Annotated in this window: 18 protein-coding genes; 9 read left to right on the plus strand and 9 right to left on the minus strand. The window is 66.5% G+C overall.

What is annotated here, in order from left to right; translation table 11 throughout:
- From AC1DY5_RS03240 to AC1DY5_RS03265, 6 genes are read left to right on the plus strand one after another with little or no spacing between them, the layout of a single operon-like run.
- Nucleotides 1-3,819, plus strand: coding sequence for a nitrate reductase subunit alpha (locus AC1DY5_RS03240; protein ID WP_478108409.1), 3,819 nt, complete (start codon nt 1-3; stop codon nt 3,817-3,819).
- Nucleotides 3,816-5,339: a nitrate reductase subunit beta gene (narH, locus tag AC1DY5_RS03245; protein ID WP_478108411.1), complete on the plus strand. Its 1,524-nt coding sequence runs from the start codon at nt 3,816-3,818 to the stop codon at nt 5,337-5,339. Before AC1DY5_RS03240 ends, narH begins: the two co-directional genes overlap by 4 nt.
- Nucleotides 5,340-5,341: 2 nt before the next feature.
- A complete protein-coding gene (narJ, locus tag AC1DY5_RS03250; RefSeq protein WP_478108413.1) occupies nt 5,342-6,037 on the plus strand; it encodes a nitrate reductase molybdenum cofactor assembly chaperone in 696 nt (231 codons plus the stop codon).
- A complete protein-coding gene (gene narI, locus AC1DY5_RS03255; RefSeq protein WP_478108415.1) occupies nt 6,034-6,768 on the plus strand; it encodes a respiratory nitrate reductase subunit gamma in 735 nt (244 codons plus the stop codon). The genes narJ and narI overlap by 4 nt, the downstream gene beginning before the upstream one ends.
- A gap of 10 nt (nt 6,769-6,778) precedes the next feature.
- Complete coding sequence (locus AC1DY5_RS03260) at nt 6,779-7,585, plus strand: peptidylprolyl isomerase (protein ID WP_478108417.1); 807 nt, start codon at nt 6,779-6,781, stop codon at nt 7,583-7,585.
- A 10-nt stretch (nt 7,586-7,595) separates the two neighbouring features.
- Entirely contained in the window at nt 7,596-8,000 is a 405-nt protein-coding gene (locus AC1DY5_RS03265) for a ribonucleotide reductase subunit alpha (RefSeq protein WP_478108419.1), read from the plus strand.
- 39 nt (nt 8,001-8,039) lie between these two features.
- On the opposite strand, the gene AC1DY5_RS03270 is transcribed toward AC1DY5_RS03265, so the two are convergent.
- The 3 genes from AC1DY5_RS03270 to AC1DY5_RS03280 all read right to left on the minus strand — a co-directional run bounded on the left by AC1DY5_RS03270 (nt 8,040) and on the right by AC1DY5_RS03280 (nt 9,560).
- A complete protein-coding gene (locus tag AC1DY5_RS03270) occupies nt 8,040-8,684 on the minus strand; it encodes a hemerythrin domain-containing protein (protein WP_478108421.1) in 645 nt (214 codons plus the stop codon).
- A 73-nt stretch (nt 8,685-8,757) separates the two neighbouring features.
- Nucleotides 8,758-8,991, minus strand: a complete 234-nt coding sequence (locus AC1DY5_RS03275) for a hypothetical protein (RefSeq protein ID WP_478108423.1) — start codon at nt 8,989-8,991, stop codon at nt 8,758-8,760.
- A gap of 101 nt (nt 8,992-9,092) precedes the next feature.
- On the minus strand, nt 9,093-9,560 hold the full coding sequence (locus AC1DY5_RS03280; RefSeq protein WP_478108425.1) for a nuclear transport factor 2 family protein: 468 nt from the start codon (nt 9,558-9,560) through the stop codon (nt 9,093-9,095).
- Between the two features lie 100 nt (nt 9,561-9,660).
- Between AC1DY5_RS03280 and AC1DY5_RS03285 the strand changes: the two genes are divergently transcribed.
- Together AC1DY5_RS03285 and AC1DY5_RS03290 are read left to right on the plus strand one after the other, a co-directional pair.
- Nucleotides 9,661-10,242 carry a TetR/AcrR family transcriptional regulator gene (locus AC1DY5_RS03285; protein ID WP_478108427.1) on the plus strand — a complete coding sequence of 194 codons (582 nt, stop codon included), beginning with the start codon at nt 9,661-9,663 and terminating at the stop codon, nt 10,240-10,242.
- Nucleotides 10,243-10,408: 166 nt separating this feature from the next.
- Nucleotides 10,409-11,413 carry a transporter substrate-binding domain-containing protein gene (locus tag AC1DY5_RS03290; RefSeq protein WP_478108429.1) on the plus strand — a complete coding sequence of 335 codons (1,005 nt, stop codon included), beginning with the start codon at nt 10,409-10,411 and terminating at the stop codon, nt 11,411-11,413.
- A gap of 303 nt (nt 11,414-11,716) precedes the next feature.
- Here the strand turns inward: AC1DY5_RS03290 and AC1DY5_RS03295 are convergent, their stop codons facing one another.
- The 6 genes from AC1DY5_RS03295 to AC1DY5_RS03320 all read right to left on the minus strand — a co-directional run bounded on the left by AC1DY5_RS03295 (nt 11,717) and on the right by AC1DY5_RS03320 (nt 16,738).
- Complete coding sequence (locus AC1DY5_RS03295) at nt 11,717-12,589, minus strand: ABC transporter permease (protein ID WP_478108432.1); 873 nt, start codon at nt 12,587-12,589, stop codon at nt 11,717-11,719.
- Nucleotides 12,586-13,503, minus strand: a complete 918-nt coding sequence (locus AC1DY5_RS03300; protein ID WP_478108437.1) for an ABC transporter ATP-binding protein — start codon at nt 13,501-13,503, stop codon at nt 12,586-12,588. The genes AC1DY5_RS03295 and AC1DY5_RS03300 overlap by 4 nt, the downstream gene beginning before the upstream one ends.
- The gene (locus AC1DY5_RS03305; RefSeq protein ID WP_478108439.1) at nt 13,503-14,513 is read right to left on the minus strand and encodes an ABC transporter substrate-binding protein; all 1,011 of its coding nucleotides are present in this window, start codon (nt 14,511-14,513) and stop codon (nt 13,503-13,505) included. Before AC1DY5_RS03305 ends, AC1DY5_RS03300 begins: the two co-directional genes overlap by 1 nt.
- A 22-nt stretch (nt 14,514-14,535) precedes the next feature.
- A complete protein-coding gene (locus AC1DY5_RS03310) occupies nt 14,536-15,420 on the minus strand; it encodes a TauD/TfdA dioxygenase family protein (RefSeq protein ID WP_478108443.1) in 885 nt (294 codons plus the stop codon).
- Between the two features lie 149 nt (nt 15,421-15,569).
- Nucleotides 15,570-16,508 carry an aliphatic sulfonate ABC transporter substrate-binding protein gene (locus tag AC1DY5_RS03315; protein WP_478108447.1) on the minus strand — a complete coding sequence of 313 codons (939 nt, stop codon included), beginning with the start codon at nt 16,506-16,508 and terminating at the stop codon, nt 15,570-15,572.
- Nucleotides 16,509-16,540: 32 nt separating this feature from the next.
- On the minus strand, nt 16,541-16,738 hold the full coding sequence (locus tag AC1DY5_RS03320; RefSeq protein WP_478108450.1) for a hypothetical protein: 198 nt from the start codon (nt 16,736-16,738) through the stop codon (nt 16,541-16,543).
- A gap of 494 nt (nt 16,739-17,232) precedes the next feature.
- Between AC1DY5_RS03320 and AC1DY5_RS03325 the strand changes: the two genes are divergently transcribed.
- On the plus strand, nt 17,233-18,340 hold a 1,108-nt coding region (locus tag AC1DY5_RS03325), incomplete at its 3' end, for a cation:proton antiporter (protein ID WP_478108451.1).

Below are 18,340 nucleotides of genomic sequence, written 5' to 3' on the forward strand. Positions count from 1 at the left end.
ATGAGCCATTTTCTCGATCGCCTCAAACACTTCTCGAACCCGCGCGAAGGCTTCTCGGGCGACCACGGCGTCATCACGGGCGAAGACCGCACGTGGGAGGACGCCTACCGCAACCGCTGGGCGCACGACAAGATCGTGCGCTCCACCCACGGCGTCAACTGCACCGGCTCCTGCTCGTGGAAGATCTACGTCAAGGGCGGCATTGTGACCTGGGAGACCCAGCAGACGGACTATCCGCGCACCCGCTGGGACATGCCCAACCACGAACCGCGCGGCTGCGCGCGCGGCGCAAGCTACAGCTGGTATCTCTACAGCGCCAACCGCGTCAAGTACCCTATGGTGCGCGGGCGGCTGCTGCAGCATTGGCGCGAGGCGCGCATGGCGCTCGACCCGGTCGAAGCCTGGGCGGCGATCGTGCATGACGACGCCAAGCGGCGCGACTACCAGGGCGTGCGCGGCCTGGGCGGCTTCGTGCGTTCGACCTGGGACGAGGTCAACGAGATCATCGCGGCAGCAAACGTCCACACCATCAAGAAGCACGGCGCGGACCGCATCATCGGCTTCTCGCCGATCCCGGCCATGTCGATGGTCAGCTACGCGGCGGGGAGCCGCTACCTGAGCCTCCTGGGCGGCGTCTGCATGAGCTTCTACGACTGGTACTGCGACCTGCCACCCGCGAGCCCGCAGATCTGGGGCGAGCAGACGGACGTGCCCGAATCCGCCGACTGGTACAACGCGAGCTTCATCATCGCCTGGGGCTCGAACGTGCCCCAGACGCGCACGCCGGACGCCCACTTCTTTACCGAGGTCCGCTACAAGGGCACCAAGACCGTCGCGGTCACGCCGGACTACTCCGAGGTCGCGAAGCTGTCCGACCTCTGGCTGCATCCGAAGCAGGGCACCGATGCGGCGCTGGCGATGGCGCTGGGTCACGTCATCCTGAAGGACTTCTACTTCGGCGGCAACGGGCAGCCGCGCTCGGCCTACTTCGACGACTACGCGCGCCGCTACACCGACCTGCCGATGCTGGTGATGCTGAAGGAGCACCGGCTCGCCAACGGCGAGACCGTGATGGTGCCGGACCGCTACGTGCGCGCGTCCGACTTCAACGGCAAGCTGGGCCAGGCCAACAACCCCGAGTGGAAGACGGTCGCCATCGACGCCCAGGGCAAGGTGGTGCTGCCGCACGGCGCGATCGGCTTCCGCTGGGGGCCGGACGGCCGTGCCGACGGCGGCCAATGGAATCTCGAGGCCCGCGAGGCGCGCAACGGCAACGAGGTGAAGCTCAAGCTCTCGCTGCTCGAAGGCGAGCATCCCGGCGACCAGGTCGCCAAGGTCGGCTTTCCGTACTTCGGCGGCATCCATCACGAGCACTTCGCATCCAACGCGCAGGACGACGTGCTGGTGCGCACGGTGCCGGTCCAGCGGATCCCGCTGGGCAAGGAAGGCGAGAAGCGCGAGGCCCTGGTGGCCACGGTGTTCGACCTCCAGGCCGCACAGTACGGCATTGCGCGCGGCCTGCCCGGAGAGCTCGCCGCCACCGACTTCGACGACAACACGCCCTACACGCCGGCATGGCAGGAGCAGATCACCGGCGTGCCGCGCGACCAGGTGATCAGCGTCGCGCGCCAGTTCGCCGAAAACGCCGACAAGACCCAGGGCCGCTCGATGGTGATCATCGGCGCCGGCATGAACCACTGGTACCACAGCGATATGAACTATCGCGGCGTCATCAACATGCTGATGATGTGCGGCTGCATCGGCAAGAGCGGCGGCGGCTGGGCCCACTACGTCGGCCAGGAGAAGCTGCGCCCGCAGACCGGCTGGACGCCGCTGGCCTTCGCGCTCGACTGGATCCGGCCGCCGCGGCAGATGAACTCGACGAGCTTCTTCTATGCCCACACCGACCAATGGCGCTACGAGAAGCTCGGCGTCGACGAGGTCCTGTCGCCGCTCGCGGACAAGGCGCGCTACGGCGGCAGCATGATCGACTACAACGTGCGTGCCGAGCGCATGGGCTGGCTGCCCTCGGCGCCGCAGCTGCAGACCAACCCGATGCAGGTGGTGCGCGACGCGCAGGCCACCGGCATGGACGCCAAGGACTATGTCGTCCAGTCGCTTCGGGACGGGACGCTGCGCATGAGCTGCGAGGACCCCGACCATCCCGACAACTGGCCGCGCAACATGTTCGTCTGGCGGTCCAACATCATCGGCTCCTCGGGCAAGGGCCACGAGTACTTCCTGAAGCACCTGCTGGGCACCAGCAACGGGGTGCAGGGCAAGGATCTCGGCAGCGAGGAAGCCAAGCCCACCGAGGTCGTCTGGCACGACAAGGCGCCCGAGGGCAAGCTCGACCTGCTGGTCACCCTCGACTTCCGCATGAGCACGACCTGCCTGTATTCAGACATCGTGCTGCCGACGGCGACCTGGTACGAGAAGAACGACCTGAACACCAGCGACATGCATCCCTTCATTCATCCGCTGTCGACGGCGGTGGAGCCGGTCTGGCAATCGAAGAGCGACTGGGAGATCTACAAGGGCTTCGCGAAGAAGTTCAGCGAGATCTGCGTGGGCCACCTCGGCGTCGAGAGCGAGGTGGTGCTGACGCCCCTGATGCACGACTCGCCGAGCGAGCTGGCCCAGCCCTTCGAGGTGAAGGACTGGAAGCGCGGCGAATGCGAGCTGGTGCCGGGCAAGACCGGGCCGGGCCTGAGCGTCGTCGAGCGCGACTATCCCAATGTCTACAAGCGCTTCACCGCGGTCGGCCCCTTGATGAACAAGATCGGCAACGGCGGCAAGGGCATTGCCTGGAACACCCAGACCGAGGTGCGCCAGCTCGGCCAGCTGAACGGGGTCGTCGCCGAGGAAGGCGTCAGCTGCGGCATGCCCAGACTCGACAGCGACATCGACGCCTGCGAGATGATCCTGCAGTTCGCGCCCGAGACCAACGGCCACGTGGCGGTGAAGGCCTGGGAGGCGCTGTCGAAGCAGACCGGGCGCGACCACACGCACCTGGCGCTGCACCGCGAGGACGAGAAGATCCGCTTCAGGGATATCCAGGCACAGCCGCGGAAGATCATCAGCTCGCCGACCTGGAGCGGCATCGAGTCGGAGACGGTGTCGTACAACGCCGGCTACACCAACGTGCACGAGCTGATCCCATGGCGGACCCTGACGGGGCGGCAGCAGTTCTACCAGGACCATCCGTGGATGTTGGCCTTCGGCGAGGGCTTTGTCAGCTACCGGCCGCCGGTGAACCTGAAGGCCACGGCCGGCATGCATGGCATCCGCTCGAACGGCAACACCGAGATCCTGCTGAATTTCATCACGCCGCACCAGAAGTGGGGCATCCACTCGACCTACACCGACAACCTGCTGATGCTCACCCTGAGCCGCGGCGGCCCGATCATCTGGCTCAGCGAAGACGATGCGAAGGTCATCGGCGTCGAGGACAACGACTGGGTCGAGCTCTACAACGTCAACGGTGCCATCGCGGCCCGCGCCGTGGTCAGCCAGCGCATCAAGCCTGGCATGGTCATGATGTATCACGCGCAGGAAAAGATCGTGAACACGCCCGGCTCGGAAATCACCGGCCAGCGCGGTGGCATCCACAACTCCGTCACGCGCATCGTGCTCAAGCCGACGCACATGATCGGCGGCTATGCCCAGCTGTCGTACGGTTTCAACTACTACGGAACCATCGGTACCAACCGCGACGAGTTCGTGGTCGTGCGCAAGATGGACAAGGTCGACTGGCTCGACACGCCGCGCGGCGACGAGCGGGCCGCGGAGGTGCAACAACTCGGGGAGGCAGCATGAAGATACGCGCCCAGATCGGCATGGTGCTCAACCTCGACAAGTGCATCGGCTGCCACACCTGCTCGGTGACCTGCAAGAACGTCTGGACCAGTCGTCCCGGCATGGAGTACGCCTGGTTCAACAACGTCGAGACCAAGCCCGGCATCGGCTATCCGAAGGAGTGGGAGAACCAGGACAAGTGGAACGGCGGCTGGGTGCGCAAGGCCAACGGCCGCATCGAGCCGCGGCAGGGCGCGCGCTGGAAGCTGCTGATGCGGATCTTCGCGAACCCGAGCATGCCGCAGATCGACGACTACTACGAGCCCTTCACCTTCGACTACGGCCACCTGCAGTCGGCGCCCGAGATGAAGGCGACGCCCACCGCGCGCCCGCGCAGCCTGATCACGGGCCAGCGCATGGAGAAGATCGAATGGGGCCCGAACTGGGAGGAGATCCTCGGCGGCGAGTTCAGCAAGCGCAGCAAGGACAAGAACTTCGACGATATCCAGAAGGACATCTACGGCGAGTTCGAGAACACCTTCATGATGTACCTGCCGCGCCTGTGCGAGCACTGCCTCAATCCGGCCTGCGTCGCGAGCTGTCCGTCGGGCTCGATCTACAAGCGCGAGGAAGACGGCATCGTGCTGATCGACCAGGACAAGTGCCGGGGCTGGCGCATGTGCGTGTCAGGCTGCCCCTACAAGAAGATTTACTACAACTGGAAGAGCGGCAAGGCGGAAAAGTGCACCTTTTGCTACCCGCGCATCGAGGCCGGCCAGCCGACGGTGTGCAGCGAGACCTGCGTCGGGCGCATCCGCTACCTGGGCGTGCTGCTGTATGACGCGGACCGCATCCAGGAAGCGGCGAGCGTGGAACACGACCGCGACCTGTACCAGGCGCAGCTGGACATCTTTCTCGATCCCAACGATCCGGCAGTGATCGCGCAGGCGCGCATCGACAACATTCCGGACGCCTGGATGGAGGCCGCGCGCAAGAGCCCGGTCTACAAGATGGCGGTCGACTGGAAGGTCGCGCTGCCGCTGCATCCCGAGTACCGCACGCTGCCGATGGTCTGGTACGTGCCGCCGCTGTCGCCCATCACCGCCGCCGCGAACGCCGGCCACGTGGGCATCAATGGCCAGATACCCGACGTGAATCAGCTGCGCATCCCGGTCAAGTACCTCGCGAACCTGCTGACCGCCGGCGACACGGTGCCGGTGGTGCGCGCCCTCGAACGCATGCTGGCCATGCGCGCCTACCAGCGCGAGAAGCATGTCGACGGACGCATCAACCTGGACGCGCTGGAGCAGGTCGGCATCAGCCAGGCCGAGGTCGAGGACATGTACCACGTCATGGCGATCGCCAACTACGAGGACCGCTTCGTGATTCCGACCAGCCATCGCGAGTATGCCGAGAACACCTTCGACGTCCGCGGCGGCTGCGGCTTCACTTTCGGCAATGGCTGTTCGGACGGCTCGAGCGACGTGAGCCTCTTCGGCGGCAACCGCAAGCGCACGATCCCGATCAAGGCGGAGGTCTGAGCATGTCGATCCTCAAGCATGCATCCGCGGCTTCCAGGAGCCTGCGCGCGCTGGGCCGCCTGCTCGGCTATCCCGATGAGGAGCTGCGGCGAAACCTCGAGGCGCTGCGCAGCGCGCTTCACGACGAGCGCGCCCTGTCGCCTTCGCGGCTTGCCGAACTCGACGCCCTGCTCGACTTGCTCGGCCGCGCCGCCCCGCTGGAGAGCGAGGCCCGCTACGTCGACCTGTTCGACCGCGGCCGGGCCACCTCGCTGCACCTATTCGAGCATGTCCACGGCGACTCGCGCGACCGGGGGCCGGCCATGATCGACCTGGCCCGCACCTATGAGGCCGCCGGCCTCTTCGTCCGCGAAGACGAGCTGCCCGACTTCCTGCCGGTCGTGCTGGAGTTCGCGTCGACACAGCCGCCGCGCGAGGCGCGCCAGTTTCTGGCCGAAATTGCGCACCTGTTCAACGCGATCTTCGCGGCGCTGCAGCAGCGCCAGAGCGCCTACGCCAGCGTGCTCGGCGCACTGCTCGAACTGGCAGGCGAGACCGCGCAGCCGGTGGTGATCGCGCCCGAGGAATCGATCGACGCCAGCTGGGCGGAGCCGGTGGTCTTCGACGGCTGTTCGGTCAAGGGCCAGGGCCGACCCGACCAGCCGCAACCCATTCACATCGTCCGCAGGGACCGCCCTGTCGAAGGAGAGCGCGCATGACCACGCTGCACGGCTTTGTCTTTGGTGTCTATCCGTACATCTGCCTCACGGTGTTCCTGCTCGGCAGCCTGATCCGATTCGATCGCGACCAGTACACGTGGAAGAGCGATTCGTCGCAGCTCCTTCGCAGCGGCCTGCTGCGCTGGGGCAGCAACCTCTTCCACGTCGGCATCCTGTTCCTGTTCTTCGGGCATTTCGTGGGCCTGCTCGCGCCGCATGCCTTCTACAGCCACTTCCTCGAAGCGCCGGTCAAGCAGAAGATCGCCATCTATTCGGGCGGCATCTTCGGCGTGCTCTGCTTCATCGGGCTGTCGATGCTGATCTATCGCCGGCTGTTCGATCCGCGGATCCGCTACACCAGCCATCGGACCGACATCGCGATCCTGCTGATCCTCTGGGTGCAACTGGTGGTCGGGCTGATCACCCTGCCCTTCTCCTGGGCGCACTCGGACGGCAGCGTGATGCTGATCCTCGCGGACTGGGCGCAGCGCATCCTGACCCTGCGGGCCGTCGACGCCGAGTTGCTCGCGGGCCTGCCGTGGCCGTACCTGTTCCACCTGGTGCTGGGGATGACGATCTTCCTGCTCTTTCCCTTCAGCCGCCTGGTCCATGTGTGGAGCGGATTCGCTTCGGTCGGCTACCTTCTGCGGCCCTACCAGGTGGTCCGCAGTCGGCGGCTGAATGTGCCGCCCGGACAGAACCAGCCGCGCTCGTCCGGCGCCAACGATTGAGGACAGCGCCATGCAAGTCGAAACCATCGCAACGGGCCCGGCCCTCGGGGTGCCGCCCATCGCCCGCGTCAACGGTGTCGCGCTGCATGCGCCGGGGCTGCTGCTGTCGGCCGAGGAACTGCGCCAGCGCGCCTGCACCGAACTGCTGCGCCAAGCCGCGCAGGATGCCGGATTGCTCGATCGGGCGGACGCGGCCTCGGACGACGGTTCGACCAGCGAGGCGGCCACCGCCGCGATCGAGGCGTTGCTCGAGCGCTCGATCTCGCTGCCCGACCCCTCAGAGGAGACATGCAGGCGCTATCACGCCGCCCACGAGGGCCAGTATCGCGGCGGCGAGCGGGTGCGCGTGCGTCACATCCTCTTCGCGGTGACGCCCGGGGTGGACGTGGTGGCGCTGCGAAGGCGCGCGGAGATGGCCATGCTGGAGGTGCGCTGCTTCGACGGCAGCGCGTCGCCGAGCTTCGCCACCCAGGCGGCGGCGCTCTCGAACTGCCCGAGCGGCGCCGAGGGCGGCGAACTGGGCTGGCTGGAACTCGGAGACTGCGCGCCGGAATTCGGCCGCGAACTCTTCGGCCGGGCCGAAGTCGGCGTCCTGCCCCGCCTCGTCCACAGTCGTTTCGGCCTGCACGTGGTCGAGGTCATCGCGCGCGAGCCCGGCGTCCAGCGCCCCTTCGAGGCGGTGCGCGCCGCGGTCGAACTGGCGCTGCGCCAGCAGGTTTTCGTGGCCGCGACGCGCCAGTTCCTGCAGTTGCTCGCGGCCGACGCCCGAATCGAAGGCGTGGACCTCGAGGCCGCCGATTCACCGCTGGTCCAGTAGCGGCAAAGCCATGAACTCTTCCCACTTCGAGCTTCTGCTGCAGGCCGCCAGAACGCAGCCCGAGCCCCAGCGTCTACTGTTCGTCTTCGCGGCCGCGACCCTGCCCGCCGAGGCGAGTGCCGAGCAACGGGCCCGCTTCGAGGCCGGTGAGGGCGGCGAGCTCGAGCCGGTGATGTGCGTGGACAAGGCACCGGACGCGCTCGGCAGCTTCGCGGGCCTGACGGCCGAAGCACGCGAGCTCGGCGCGGCCTGGCACGTAGTGTTCGTCGCCGGCCTCTCCGGCAAGGGCCGCATTGCGCCGAGCGACGCCGAGACCGAGCGTGCCGTCGAGGCGATGGTCGACGACGTCCGCCAAGGCGCCTTCGGCCGCTACGCGGCCTACGACCTGCAAGGGGAACCGCTGGGCTTTTCATGAGCCCCGCCATCGGCCCTTTTCAGCCGGTCCTGGCTAGCGCTAGCGCTGTGGCGAGAATCGCGGCTTCGCAGTGCCGGCGAGCGCTTCAAGCACCGAGGCGAAGTTGCCGGAATGTTCGAGGGCGGTGAGGATGGTGGTGAACAGCGGCCGGTACGCCTCGTCGGCCTCGTAGCCGATCAACGGATCGCGGTTCTTCAGGAATTCGGCATCGATCTCGGCCCAGTCTTCAGGCTTGAGAACCGCCTCCGCGAACGGCAGGACCTCCGCTTCCTCGACGCTCATGTGCTCGAGGTAGAAGCCCACGTAGTGCTTCACCGCCGCGTCGAAAGCCTCCCGGCGGGCCTCCCTCTGGGCGGTGCCGCCCATCAGCCGGAAGGCGAGCAGCGCGTGTTCGAGTTCACGTACCGCCTGCTCGCCTCGCGCGTGGTCCCGATCGAGCCGATCGAGCACCGCGTCCATGTGCGGCGTGCGACCGCGCAGCTTCGGAAAGAGCAGGCGGCTTTCCTTCGGATGATGGAGCTTCTCGGGGAACTCGTCGACGTAGAACAGCATCGCCTGCAGCGCATCGAAGTCGGGCAAGGTGCCGCGACGCTTGTGCGTGTCGAGCAGCAGCGAGATCGACCGCAACATCGCCGACAGCGCGCGGTGTTCGTGGCGGATGATGGTCAGGCTCGCGGGTGTCATGCTGCACGCTCCGGGGAGTTCGCAGCACTCAGCATGCTCCGTTCTGCGTTCCGCGTCTTGAGGCAGATCAAATTCAGCTCCAGACCTCGCCTTTGTCGATCCTGCGCCTCGCATAGCCATAGGCTGCAGCCAACGCGGAATCCTCGTCGTAGAACTCCCCCGGGACGAGGTGGCGAGGATGGCCGCCCTGAACCCCGGTCACGAGATCGAAGGTCACCCAGGCCCACAGCTTCCGGTAGGGGGATTGACTGGTGAAAGCGTGCACCCGGTATCCCCGGTACACGAACGCGGCTTGTTCGGTCGTCATCCTGGCTGCTCCTGGTTTGGGGCGACTGTAGGGCGACATGCATGTTCAGCGCAATGGCCTGCGCCACCGCCCGAGCGGTCGCCGGGGGCGGACGATCGGAGTCAGAGCCCCAGGTCGCTGAGGCCAGGGTGGTCGTCGGGACGGCGGCCGAGCGGCCAGTGGAACTTCCGCTCTGAAGCCTGGATGGGCATGTCGTTGATGCACGCGAAGCGGCGCTGCATCAGTCCGTCGTCGCGAAACTCCCAGTTCTCGTTTCCGTACGAGCGGAACCAGTTGCCGGAGTCGTCGCGCCACTCGTAGGCGTAGCGGACGGCGATGCGGTTGCCATCGAAGGCCCAGAGCTCCTTGATCAGGCGGTAGTCGAGCTCCTTGCGCCACTTGCGCTCGAGGAAGGCCTGGGCTTCCGCTCGGCTGTTGGCGAATTCGACCCGATTGCGCCACTTCGTGTCGAGCGTATAGGCGAGCGCGACCTTCGCGGCATCGCGGGTGTTCCAGCCGTCTTCGGCGAGCCGAACCTTCTGGATGGCGGTTTCTCTGGTGAACGGCGGCAGCGGCGGGCGGGTTTCCATGGCGTAGGGCTTTCGAGCTTGAGTGGATTTGGCATGTAGACAGGTCCGTCTACATGGCATCAATGTAGCAAACGTAGACGAACCTGTCTACACTGGCGCCATGTCCACACCGAGAAGTCCGGAACTTGCCGAGCTGCCCGCCCGGGAGCGCATCCTCTCGACCGCTCACGACCTGTTCTATGGAGACGGTATCCGGGCGACCGGCATCGACAAGGTGATCGCCGCGTCCGGTGTCACGAAGGTCACCTTCTACCGGCACTTCCCGAGCAAGAACGACCTGATTCGTTGCTACCTCGACTATCGCCACCGGCTGTGGATCGACTGGTTCCGGGACGCTCTGGTCCGGCATGGGAGCGCAAGAATCGGAGCGATGGCACTCCTGCCGACGCTCGAGGAGTGGTGGTCCGACGCGCGTTTTCGTGGCTGTGCATTCATCAACGCAGCGGTGGAACTGGGGACGTCCAGCAATGAAGTGCTCGAGGTGAGCCGCATCCACAAGGAAGAGATGATCGAGGCCATCGCGTCGACATTGCCGGCGGGACGCCGCCGACATGGCCTCGCGCAGTCGCTGGCGCTGGCCGTCGACGGCGCGATCGTTCATGTGCAACTGGGCATGGATGCCGAACAGGTGTCATCCCGCCTCGAACAGCTCCTGAAGGCGGCGCTGACGAACAGTGCTTGAACGCCCGGCCATGTTGATTGCGACATTTTCAGTTGATCACAGTCAATCCGCCCTGCGGCGAGGGGCGCATATTCTCTTCACGATGGCCCGATGTTCGGCACGCCACGCGACGATGTGTCTGACGCTGCTTCTCGCCGCGACCTCGTTCGCAGCGGAGCCGGCAGCCGTGCCTGTCGCTCCCCTGCGCGTGGCCACCGGACCCTTGGCACCCTTCGTGGTCTCGCAGGATGGGCGCCTGACCGGCTTCAGCGTCGACCTGTGGAACGAACTCGCGCGCCGGATGCGCGTGGATTTCGAATGGGTGGATGCAGGGCCGCGCGCCGAGCAGGTCGAGCGGGTACGTCGCGGCGATGCGGACGTCGCCATCTCGGCCATCGTGATGACGCCGGAGCGCGAGAAGATCGTCGACTTTTCACAATCCTATTTCGACTCCGGCCTGCAGATCATGGTCCGCGCCGAAGAGGACGGCCCGATCCTCGCGACCTTGCTGGCCATCCCCTGGGCCACCATCGGGAAGCTGTTCGTCGCGGCACTCGTGCTGGTTTTCCTGTGGGCCAACGTGCTCTGGTTCATCGAGCACCGGCGTAACCCGGAACTCGGCAAGGGTTACGCGGCCGGGGTCGGCAACGAGATCTGGAACACGATGCTGATCATCGCGACCGGCGAGCACGGCGAGCGCAGCACCCCCGGCGCGCTCCGGCGGCTCGTGATCGCGTGCGTGTGGGTGATGGGGATCGTGCTGATCGCACAACTGACTGCGACCGTTACTTCGTCGCAGACCGTGCATCGGCTGCGCTCGACCATTGCCGGACCGGGCGACCTGCCCGGAAAGACGATCGCGACGGTACCCGGGAGCATCGCGGCCGACTACCTGGCGCGGCTGCACGTCCCGGTCGTCGAGATCGACAATGTCGCTGCCGGCACGGACCTGCTCGCGCAGGGCAAGGTGCAAGCGATCGTGTTCGACGCGCCCACGCTGCAATACTGGGCCGCCAGGTCGGGCAGGGCCACGCTGCAGGTGGTGGGCCCGGTGTTCAGGCCCGAGAAGTACGGCATCGTCGTGCCGCTCGGCAGCCCCCTGCGCAAGCGGATCAACGAGGCACTGCTGGAGGTCTACCAGGACGGGACGTATGAGGAGATCCACGACAAGTGGTTCGCTTCGCGCCGGTAGGCGGCGCCGGCCTTCGCCATCTCAGTGGTCCATGGCGCCATGCGCCTTCCGCGACGCATTCAACGCAGTTGAAGCGGGAGGCGGGGCGTTCGGGACGCGTAGCGAGGCCACCGGGTGACCTCGGCACAGGCAACGCCGTGTGGTGCTGGTTGATGAGCCACCGCTGTGACGGATCACGTCGATGGTGTGCTCTGCGCAGCGAAATAATAGAGGAGGCCGCAGGCCGGGGGACATTCGCGGAGCAGAGTACGCCGTCGGCGTGAACCCGCCCCGGTTCGGCCGGCTCATCGCCCGCCACTCCGCCTAGCGTTGCTGTCCCCACTTGCGGACCGTGAGCCGCTCGAGCGTCGCGAAGCCGAGGCTCTCGACCGCCAGGCCGATCAGCACGACAAGCGCGAGCCCTGCGAAGACGCGATCGGTGTAAAGCTCGTTGCGATTCTGGAAGATGTACCAGCCGAGGCCGCCCTTGCCCGACGAGGCGCCGAACACCAGCTCGGCGGCGATCAGCGTGCGCCAGGCAAAGGCCCAGCCGATCTTGAGGCCCGAGAGGATCGCCGGCAGCGCGGCCGGCACCAGGATCTGCAGCACGTAGCTCAGGCCCTTGAGTCCGTAGTTGCGGCCGGCCATGCGCAGTGTCTCGGGAACGCCCTGGAAGCCCGCGTAGGTGTTGAGGGCCAGCGGCCACAGCACCGAATGGATCAGCACGAAGACCAGGCTGCCGCCCCCGAGGCCGAACCACAGCAGCGCCAGCGGCAGCAGCGCGATCGCCGGCAGCGGGTTGAACATCGAGGTCAGCGTCCCCAGCAGGTCGCGGCCGATCTGCGTCGACACCGCAAGCGTGGTCAGGCCGAAGGCCAGCAGCACCCCGGCGACGTAGCCCTGCAGCAGCACGGCCAGCGAGATCCGCACCTTCTCGATCAGCTCGCCGCTGGCGAGCCCCTCGACCAGCGCGCGTGCCGTCGCCGAGAAGGTCGGCAGCAGCAGGTCGTTGTCCTGCCAGCGGGCCACCACTTCCCAGACCACGACAAGCACGATCAGGATCACGCTCTTGCGCAGCCAGCCCTGGGCCCAGAGCCGCGTGGCCAGCGGCAGCGAGCGTTCGACCGGCAGCTCAGTGAAGGGCTCGAGCCGGCGCTCGTATTCGGGCCGCACCGGCGGATCGATCACGTAGCTCATGCAGCCACCCCTTCTGCCAGCGGCTCTTCGAACAGCAGCCGGTGAATGCGCTGCGCCGCGGCCTGAAACTCCGTGCCGCCCTGGCTCTCGAGCGTGAAGCCGTGGCTGTTGATTTCGGCGCGCATGCGGCCCGGGTGCGGCGACAGCAACGCGATCCGGTTTCCGACCACCAGCGCCTCTTCGATCGAATGCGTGACGAAGAGCAGCGTGAAGCGCACCTCGCTCCACAGCGCGAGCAGCTCTTCCTGCATCTTGCGGCGCGTGAGCGCGTCGAGCGCTGCGAAGGGTTCGTCCATGAGCAGCACGCGCGGCTGCATCGCCAGGGCCCGGGCGATCGCCACGCGCTGCTTCATGCCGCCCGAGAGCTGGTGCGGATGCACGTCGGCGAAGGGCGCGAGGCCGACCTTGTCGAGGTAGTGCATCGCGCGCTCTGCGGCTTCCTTCCTGCCGAGCGCGCGCGAAGCGAGCAGCGGGAACATCACGTTCTGCCTGACCGTTTTCCATGGCGGGAGTTGGTCGAACTCCTGGAACACGACGATGCGGTCGGGTCCCGGCGTGGTGACCGCGCGGCCGTCGAGCCGGATCTCGCCCTCCACCGGGGCGATGAATCCGCCGATCGCCTTGAGCAGGGTCGACTTGCCGCATCCGGAAGGACCGAGCAGCACGAAGCGATCGGCCTCGAAGAGCTCGAAGCTCACGCGGTGGGTGGCCCGCACCACCCGCTCGGAGGTATGGTACTCGAGGCTGACGCCATCGACCTGCAGCAGCGCAGCGGAGTTGGACACCAGTGCCGCGCTGCGCTGCCATCCCTCGCTGGAGCCCCCGTGCCCCAGGTCGCGTTCCGCCACGGCGTCCGCGCTGCGCCAGAAGGCCGACTCGCCGACGCGCGGGGCACGAAGAGCGGATGAGCTCATCACGATCCCGACTGCGCGAACGCGTCATCGAAGAAGTAGTCCTTCACCGAGGTCGGCCTGTTCTTGATGGCACCCACCCGGTGCATGAATTCGGCCAGCGCATAGGTGTTCTGCGGCGTGGTCTTGAACTGCACCTGGGGGTTCTTGATGATCTTCAGCAGCAGATCACGGTCGATCTTCGCATTGCCGACCTTGATGTAGATGTCGGCCGCCTTCTCGGGATTCGCGGCAACGAACTCGGCGGCCTCGTTCAGCGCGTCGACGAAAGCCTTGTAGGTCTTGGGGCTCTCGCTGCGGAATTTCTCGGTCGCGTAAAGGACGGTGGCCGAGGCTGGCCCGCCCATGACCTGGTAGGAGTCGAGAACGATGTGCGCCTGCGGATTGCCGGCCAGCTCCTGCTCCTGGAACGGCGGGTTGCCGAAGTGGGCAGTGATTTCGGTGCCGCCTTTGATGATGGCTGCCGCGGCGTCGGGGTGCGGAACGGCAACGCTGATCTTGTCGAGCCGGGCGTAGTCCTTGTCGCCCCACATTTTGGCCGAAGCCAACTGGAGCACCCGCGACTGGACCGACACGCCGACCGCCGGAAGCGCGATGCGATCCTTGTCCGTGAAATCGGCGATGGTCTTAACCGCGGGGTTGTTGCTCACGAGGTAGTACGGGAAGTTGCCGAGCGACGCCACGCCCTTGACGTTCTGCCTGCCCTTGGTGCGATCCCAGATCGTGAGCAGCGGGCCCACGCCGGCGCCGGCGATCTCGATGTTTCCCGAGAGCAGCGCATCATTGACGGCGGAGCCGCCCGAGAGCTTGACCCATTCGACCTTGGCGTCGATGCCCTCGGCCTTGGCATGCTTCTCGATCAGCTTCTGATCCTGCGCGACGTTGAGCAGCAGGTAGACGATGCCGAACTGTTCGGCGATGCGGATCTGTCCTTCGGCGTGCGCGGCGAGACTGCCGGCCAGCAGACCCAGGGCGACGGCCATTGATGCGGCCTTGCGTGCGATGCGATTCATGAATGCGATGTCCTCGAGGCGTTCAATGGGGCGTGTCGCCCACGACGGTGGTGCGGTAGAGCTTTCGGCGCAGGTGGTCGGGCGTGCCGGCCGCCAGGTGCATCAGCGAGCGGTTGTCCCAGAACACGAGGTCGTGCGGCTGCCAGCGGTGGCGGTAGACGAACTCAGGCTTGACGCTGTGCGCGAACAGCTCGGCCAGCAAGGCGTCGCTCTCGTCCTTCGGCAGGCCGACGATGCCGGTCGTGAAATGCTCGCTGACGAACAGCGCCTTCCTGCCGGTCTCGGGGTGCGTGCGCACCACGGGCTGTACGGCCGGCGCCACCTGGTCGACCTGCTGCTGCAGTAGCTTGGGTCGCCACGGATTCTTGGCGCGCAGTTCCTCGTACTTGGCGAGGTAGCTGTGCTCGGCCTTCAGCGGCAGGATGCGCTTCTGCAGCGCCGGGTCGAGCGCTTCCCAGGCCAGGTGCTGGTCGGCGAACAGCGTGTCGCCGCCTTCGGCCGGCAGCTCCTGGGCATGCAGCAGCGAGCCGAGGCTGGGCTTCGGCTTGTACGAGATGTCCGAATGCCAGTACACGCCCGCGTCGCCGAGGCCGATGGGTTCGCCGTTCTCCTTGATGTTGGAGACGATCAGGATCTCGGGATGGTTCGTCAGCTGGAACTGATGCAGCACATGGATCTCGAGCGGCCCGAAGCGGCGGCTGAACGTGATGTGGTCGGCAGGCGACACCTGCTGGTCGCGGAACACCACGACGTGATGATCGAGATGCGCGCGATGGATGCGCGCGAAATCGGCGTCGTTGATCGGCTTCGAGATGTCGAGGCCGACGATCTCGGCACCGACCGGAGCGTCGAAGGGCCGAATCTCGAAAGGCTGTGAATGTGCGTGGGGCGACAGGTCGGCCGGCATAAGGAAATCTGTTGTTGGCGAGAGCAATCCGCGACTGTAGGTCGCGCATTTGTGATCAGGAACAACCGATTTCTCGGTTGCTTATGAAGAAATTATCTGAGGGGAGACGCCAGGCCGGATCGAGTGGTCGCCCGGCTGCGGCATCGCGTTCATCGAACGGGCTGAAAAAGCGCGGGCTGAAGGGTGTCGACACGACGCGGCAATAGCTTCTCCGCGAAGAAGACGTCGGCGATGCGCTGCTGCTCGCCCAGGCCTCCGGTCACGACCGGGCGGACTTCGTAGCTGCGTCGCGCGTTGGCCTGCTCGATGGTGGCGACGTCCAGTCCCCACACCGGCGACAGCAGCTCCGCGGCATCCCTGGGATTGCTCTTGACCCAATTGCCCGCCTTGTCGAGTGCAGCGTAGATCACGCGCAGAACGTCGGGCCGCGCTTGCGCGAACTTCGTCGAGGCGAGGTAGTAGCGCTGATAGGACGCGATGCCGCTACCGTCGGCAAGCACGCGCACGCCGGCCTGGCGCTGCGCCGCCGAGAGGAACGGGTCCCAGGTCACCCAGGCGTCGATCGCCCCCTTTTCGAAGGCCGCACGACCGTCGGCGGGCGTCAGGTAGGCGACCTCGATGTCCTTCAGCGAAACCCCGCCCTTGTCGAGCGCGGCCAGCAACAGGTAGTGCCCCCCGGAGCCCTTGGCCACCCCGATCTTCCTGCCCTTCAAGTCGCCCAGGGTCCTGAGCGGCGAATCGGCGCGGACCACGATCGCCTGCGCGGTCGGGGAAGGCGCCTCCTGGGCCACGAACGTAAGTTGCGCCCCTGCGGCTTGCGCAAACACGGGCACGGTATCGGCCACGTCGGCGCTGAAGTCGAGGTTGTCGAGGTTCAGCGCCTCGAGCAGCGGCAGCCCACTGGTGAACTCGTGCCAGGTCAGCTTGACGCCGAGTGGCGCGAGTTCGCGCTCGAGTACAGCTTGCGCTTTGAGCACGGCGATCAGAGTCGATGACTTCTGGTAGCCGATGCGAACGACCGCTGGGGTCTGGGCGACAGCGACCGTTGCGGCCAGGGCGAAGCCGATGGCCAGCATCGCGCGTCGCATGATTCGGGGAAATATGCAGGATGCCATCTGAATTACCATGAATGCGCAAGCATCGACCGACCGGACACCCCTGCCGATGCCTGGATGCGCCGCACGATGCGAGCCGGCACGTCACCGCGCAGCGCACGCCGCGCCTCTTCGCGTGGCGAACTCAGTGCGATCCGCCAGGCAGAACCCGTGCGTTCGATCACGTGGCGGGCGTGCTCGGCGGGTGTCGAATCGGTGCTCATGCGCGCTGGGCTCCTTCGATAGGACCATCCGGCGGGTCGAGTTCGAAGTTCTTGGTGGGAGCGGGTGACATTGGAATTCCTGGGACGTCAAGGGAAGTAGGGAACCGATTGTCCGAAGCGCTTGCGGGAAGCGCCAAGGCATTCTGCTGACACGCAGCACGCCCGCAAACGAACGAATACGAGTTTGCAGATGCGCTTTCCGTTGGGTCCGCGGGCGCACTTTCCGGCCCACGGCGCCTGCACCACCCACGAATCGCCGGGCGCCGCGCCCATCCTTTGGATTGAATCCCGTGTCTAGGGCGTTGCCAGCATCGTCCAGCCCGGCATCGACGATAGCCGTCTGATACAGGTGCTGCAAAAATGGAGTCCGACATTTCCCGGCTTCCACATCTACTCCACCAGCCGCCGGCAATCTTCCCGGGTGTTGTCGCTGCTGGTGGAGGCCTTGCGCTACCGCGCCTGAACTCGAACCCGACACCGCACTGGATACCGTCTTGGCCACCTTCGAATGGATCATCCTGCTGCTTCTCGGCGCGGCGCTGCTCGCGACGCTGGCGAACTGGGTCGGCGCGCCTTACCCCACCTTCCTCGCGATCGGCGGCGCCCTGCTCGCCTTCGTGCCCCACAGCCCCAGCTGGACGCTCGATCCCCGCCTGGCGCTGACGCTGTTCGTCGCACCCGTGCTGGTCGACGCGGCCTACGACACCTCCCTGCGCGACCTGCGACGCAACTGGAAGCCGGTCGCCGGCCTCGTGATCGCCGCCGTTGGCGCCACCGTGCTGGCCGTCGCCAGCGTGGCGCGCTGGCTCGTGCCCGGCATGCCATGGGCGGTCGCGATCGCCCTCGGCGCGATCGTTGCGCCACCGGACGCGGCTGCGGCCACGGCGGTGATGCGCCAGGTCGGACTGCCGCACAAGCTGCTGAAGATCCTCGAGGGGGAGAGCCTGCTCAACGACGCGAGTTCGCTGCTGGTCTATCGGCTTGCCATCATGGCCGCGATGGCCGGCCATCTCGGCTTCGCGAACCTGGCACCGGTCTTCCTGCTGACCACCTTCGGCAGCCTGGCGGCGGGCGTGACTTGTGCGTATGCGATGGGTTCGCTGACGACCCGGCTGCGCGACGTGCCGATCGCGCTGATCGTCCAGTTCGCATTGACCTTCGGTGTCTGGATCGCCGCCGAAGCGATCGGCCTCTCAGGCATCCTGACCCTGGTCGCCTTCGCGATGACGATCGCGCGGCGCAGCGGCGCACGGATGCCGGCCCGCGTGCGGGTGCCCGTGTTTACGGTCTGGGAGTCGGCGGTTTTCATCCTCAACGCGTTCGCGTTCGTGCTCATCGGGATGCAGCTGCGGCCGATCTGGGAGCGACTCGAGATCGGCAGCGCGCGCAACGAAGCCATCGTCACGGCGGTCGCCGTGCTATGCGTGACGATCGCCACGCGCTTCGCCTGGGTCTTCGGCTACCACTCGATCAAGCGCTGGCGCGCGCGCCGCTCCCTGCCCGGAAATGCAGCGCACGCCGCGCCCACGCTCGGCAGCAGCGTGGTGCTGTCCTGGGCCGGCATGCGGGGCATCGTAACGCTGGCCGCAGCCTTCGCGATCC

This window comes from Variovorax sp. P4_D9 (assembly GCF_056401695.1).

Coding starts and splice junctions, on each gene's coding strand:
- AC1DY5_RS03240 (WP_478108409.1), top strand. CDS start 1: ATGAGCCATTTTCTCGATCGCCTCAAACACTTCTCGAACCCGCGCGAA.
- narH (WP_478108411.1), top strand. CDS start 3,816: ATGAAGATACGCGCCCAGATCGGCATGGTGCTCAACCTCGACAAGTGC.
- narJ (WP_478108413.1), top strand. CDS start 5,342: ATGTCGATCCTCAAGCATGCATCCGCGGCTTCCAGGAGCCTGCGCGCG.
- narI (WP_478108415.1), top strand. CDS start 6,034: ATGACCACGCTGCACGGCTTTGTCTTTGGTGTCTATCCGTACATCTGC.
- AC1DY5_RS03260 (WP_478108417.1), top strand. CDS start 6,779: ATGCAAGTCGAAACCATCGCAACGGGCCCGGCCCTCGGGGTGCCGCCC.
- AC1DY5_RS03265 (WP_478108419.1), top strand. CDS start 7,596: ATGAACTCTTCCCACTTCGAGCTTCTGCTGCAGGCCGCCAGAACGCAG.
- AC1DY5_RS03270 (WP_478108421.1), bottom strand. CDS start 8,684: ATGACACCCGCGAGCCTGACCATCATCCGCCACGAACACCGCGCGCTG.
- AC1DY5_RS03275 (WP_478108423.1), bottom strand. CDS start 8,991: ATGACGACCGAACAAGCCGCGTTCGTGTACCGGGGATACCGGGTGCAC.
- AC1DY5_RS03280 (WP_478108425.1), bottom strand. CDS start 9,560: ATGGAAACCCGCCCGCCGCTGCCGCCGTTCACCAGAGAAACCGCCATC.
- AC1DY5_RS03285 (WP_478108427.1), top strand. CDS start 9,661: ATGTCCACACCGAGAAGTCCGGAACTTGCCGAGCTGCCCGCCCGGGAG.
- AC1DY5_RS03295 (WP_478108432.1), bottom strand. CDS start 12,589: ATGAGCTACGTGATCGATCCGCCGGTGCGGCCCGAATACGAGCGCCGG.
- AC1DY5_RS03300 (WP_478108437.1), bottom strand. CDS start 13,503: ATGAGCTCATCCGCTCTTCGTGCCCCGCGCGTCGGCGAGTCGGCCTTC.
- AC1DY5_RS03305 (WP_478108439.1), bottom strand. CDS start 14,513: ATGAATCGCATCGCACGCAAGGCCGCATCAATGGCCGTCGCCCTGGGT.
- AC1DY5_RS03310 (WP_478108443.1), bottom strand. CDS start 15,420: ATGCCGGCCGACCTGTCGCCCCACGCACATTCACAGCCTTTCGAGATT.
- AC1DY5_RS03315 (WP_478108447.1), bottom strand. CDS start 16,508: ATGCGACGCGCGATGCTGGCCATCGGCTTCGCCCTGGCCGCAACGGTC.
- AC1DY5_RS03320 (WP_478108450.1), bottom strand. CDS start 16,738: ATGAGCACCGATTCGACACCCGCCGAGCACGCCCGCCACGTGATCGAA.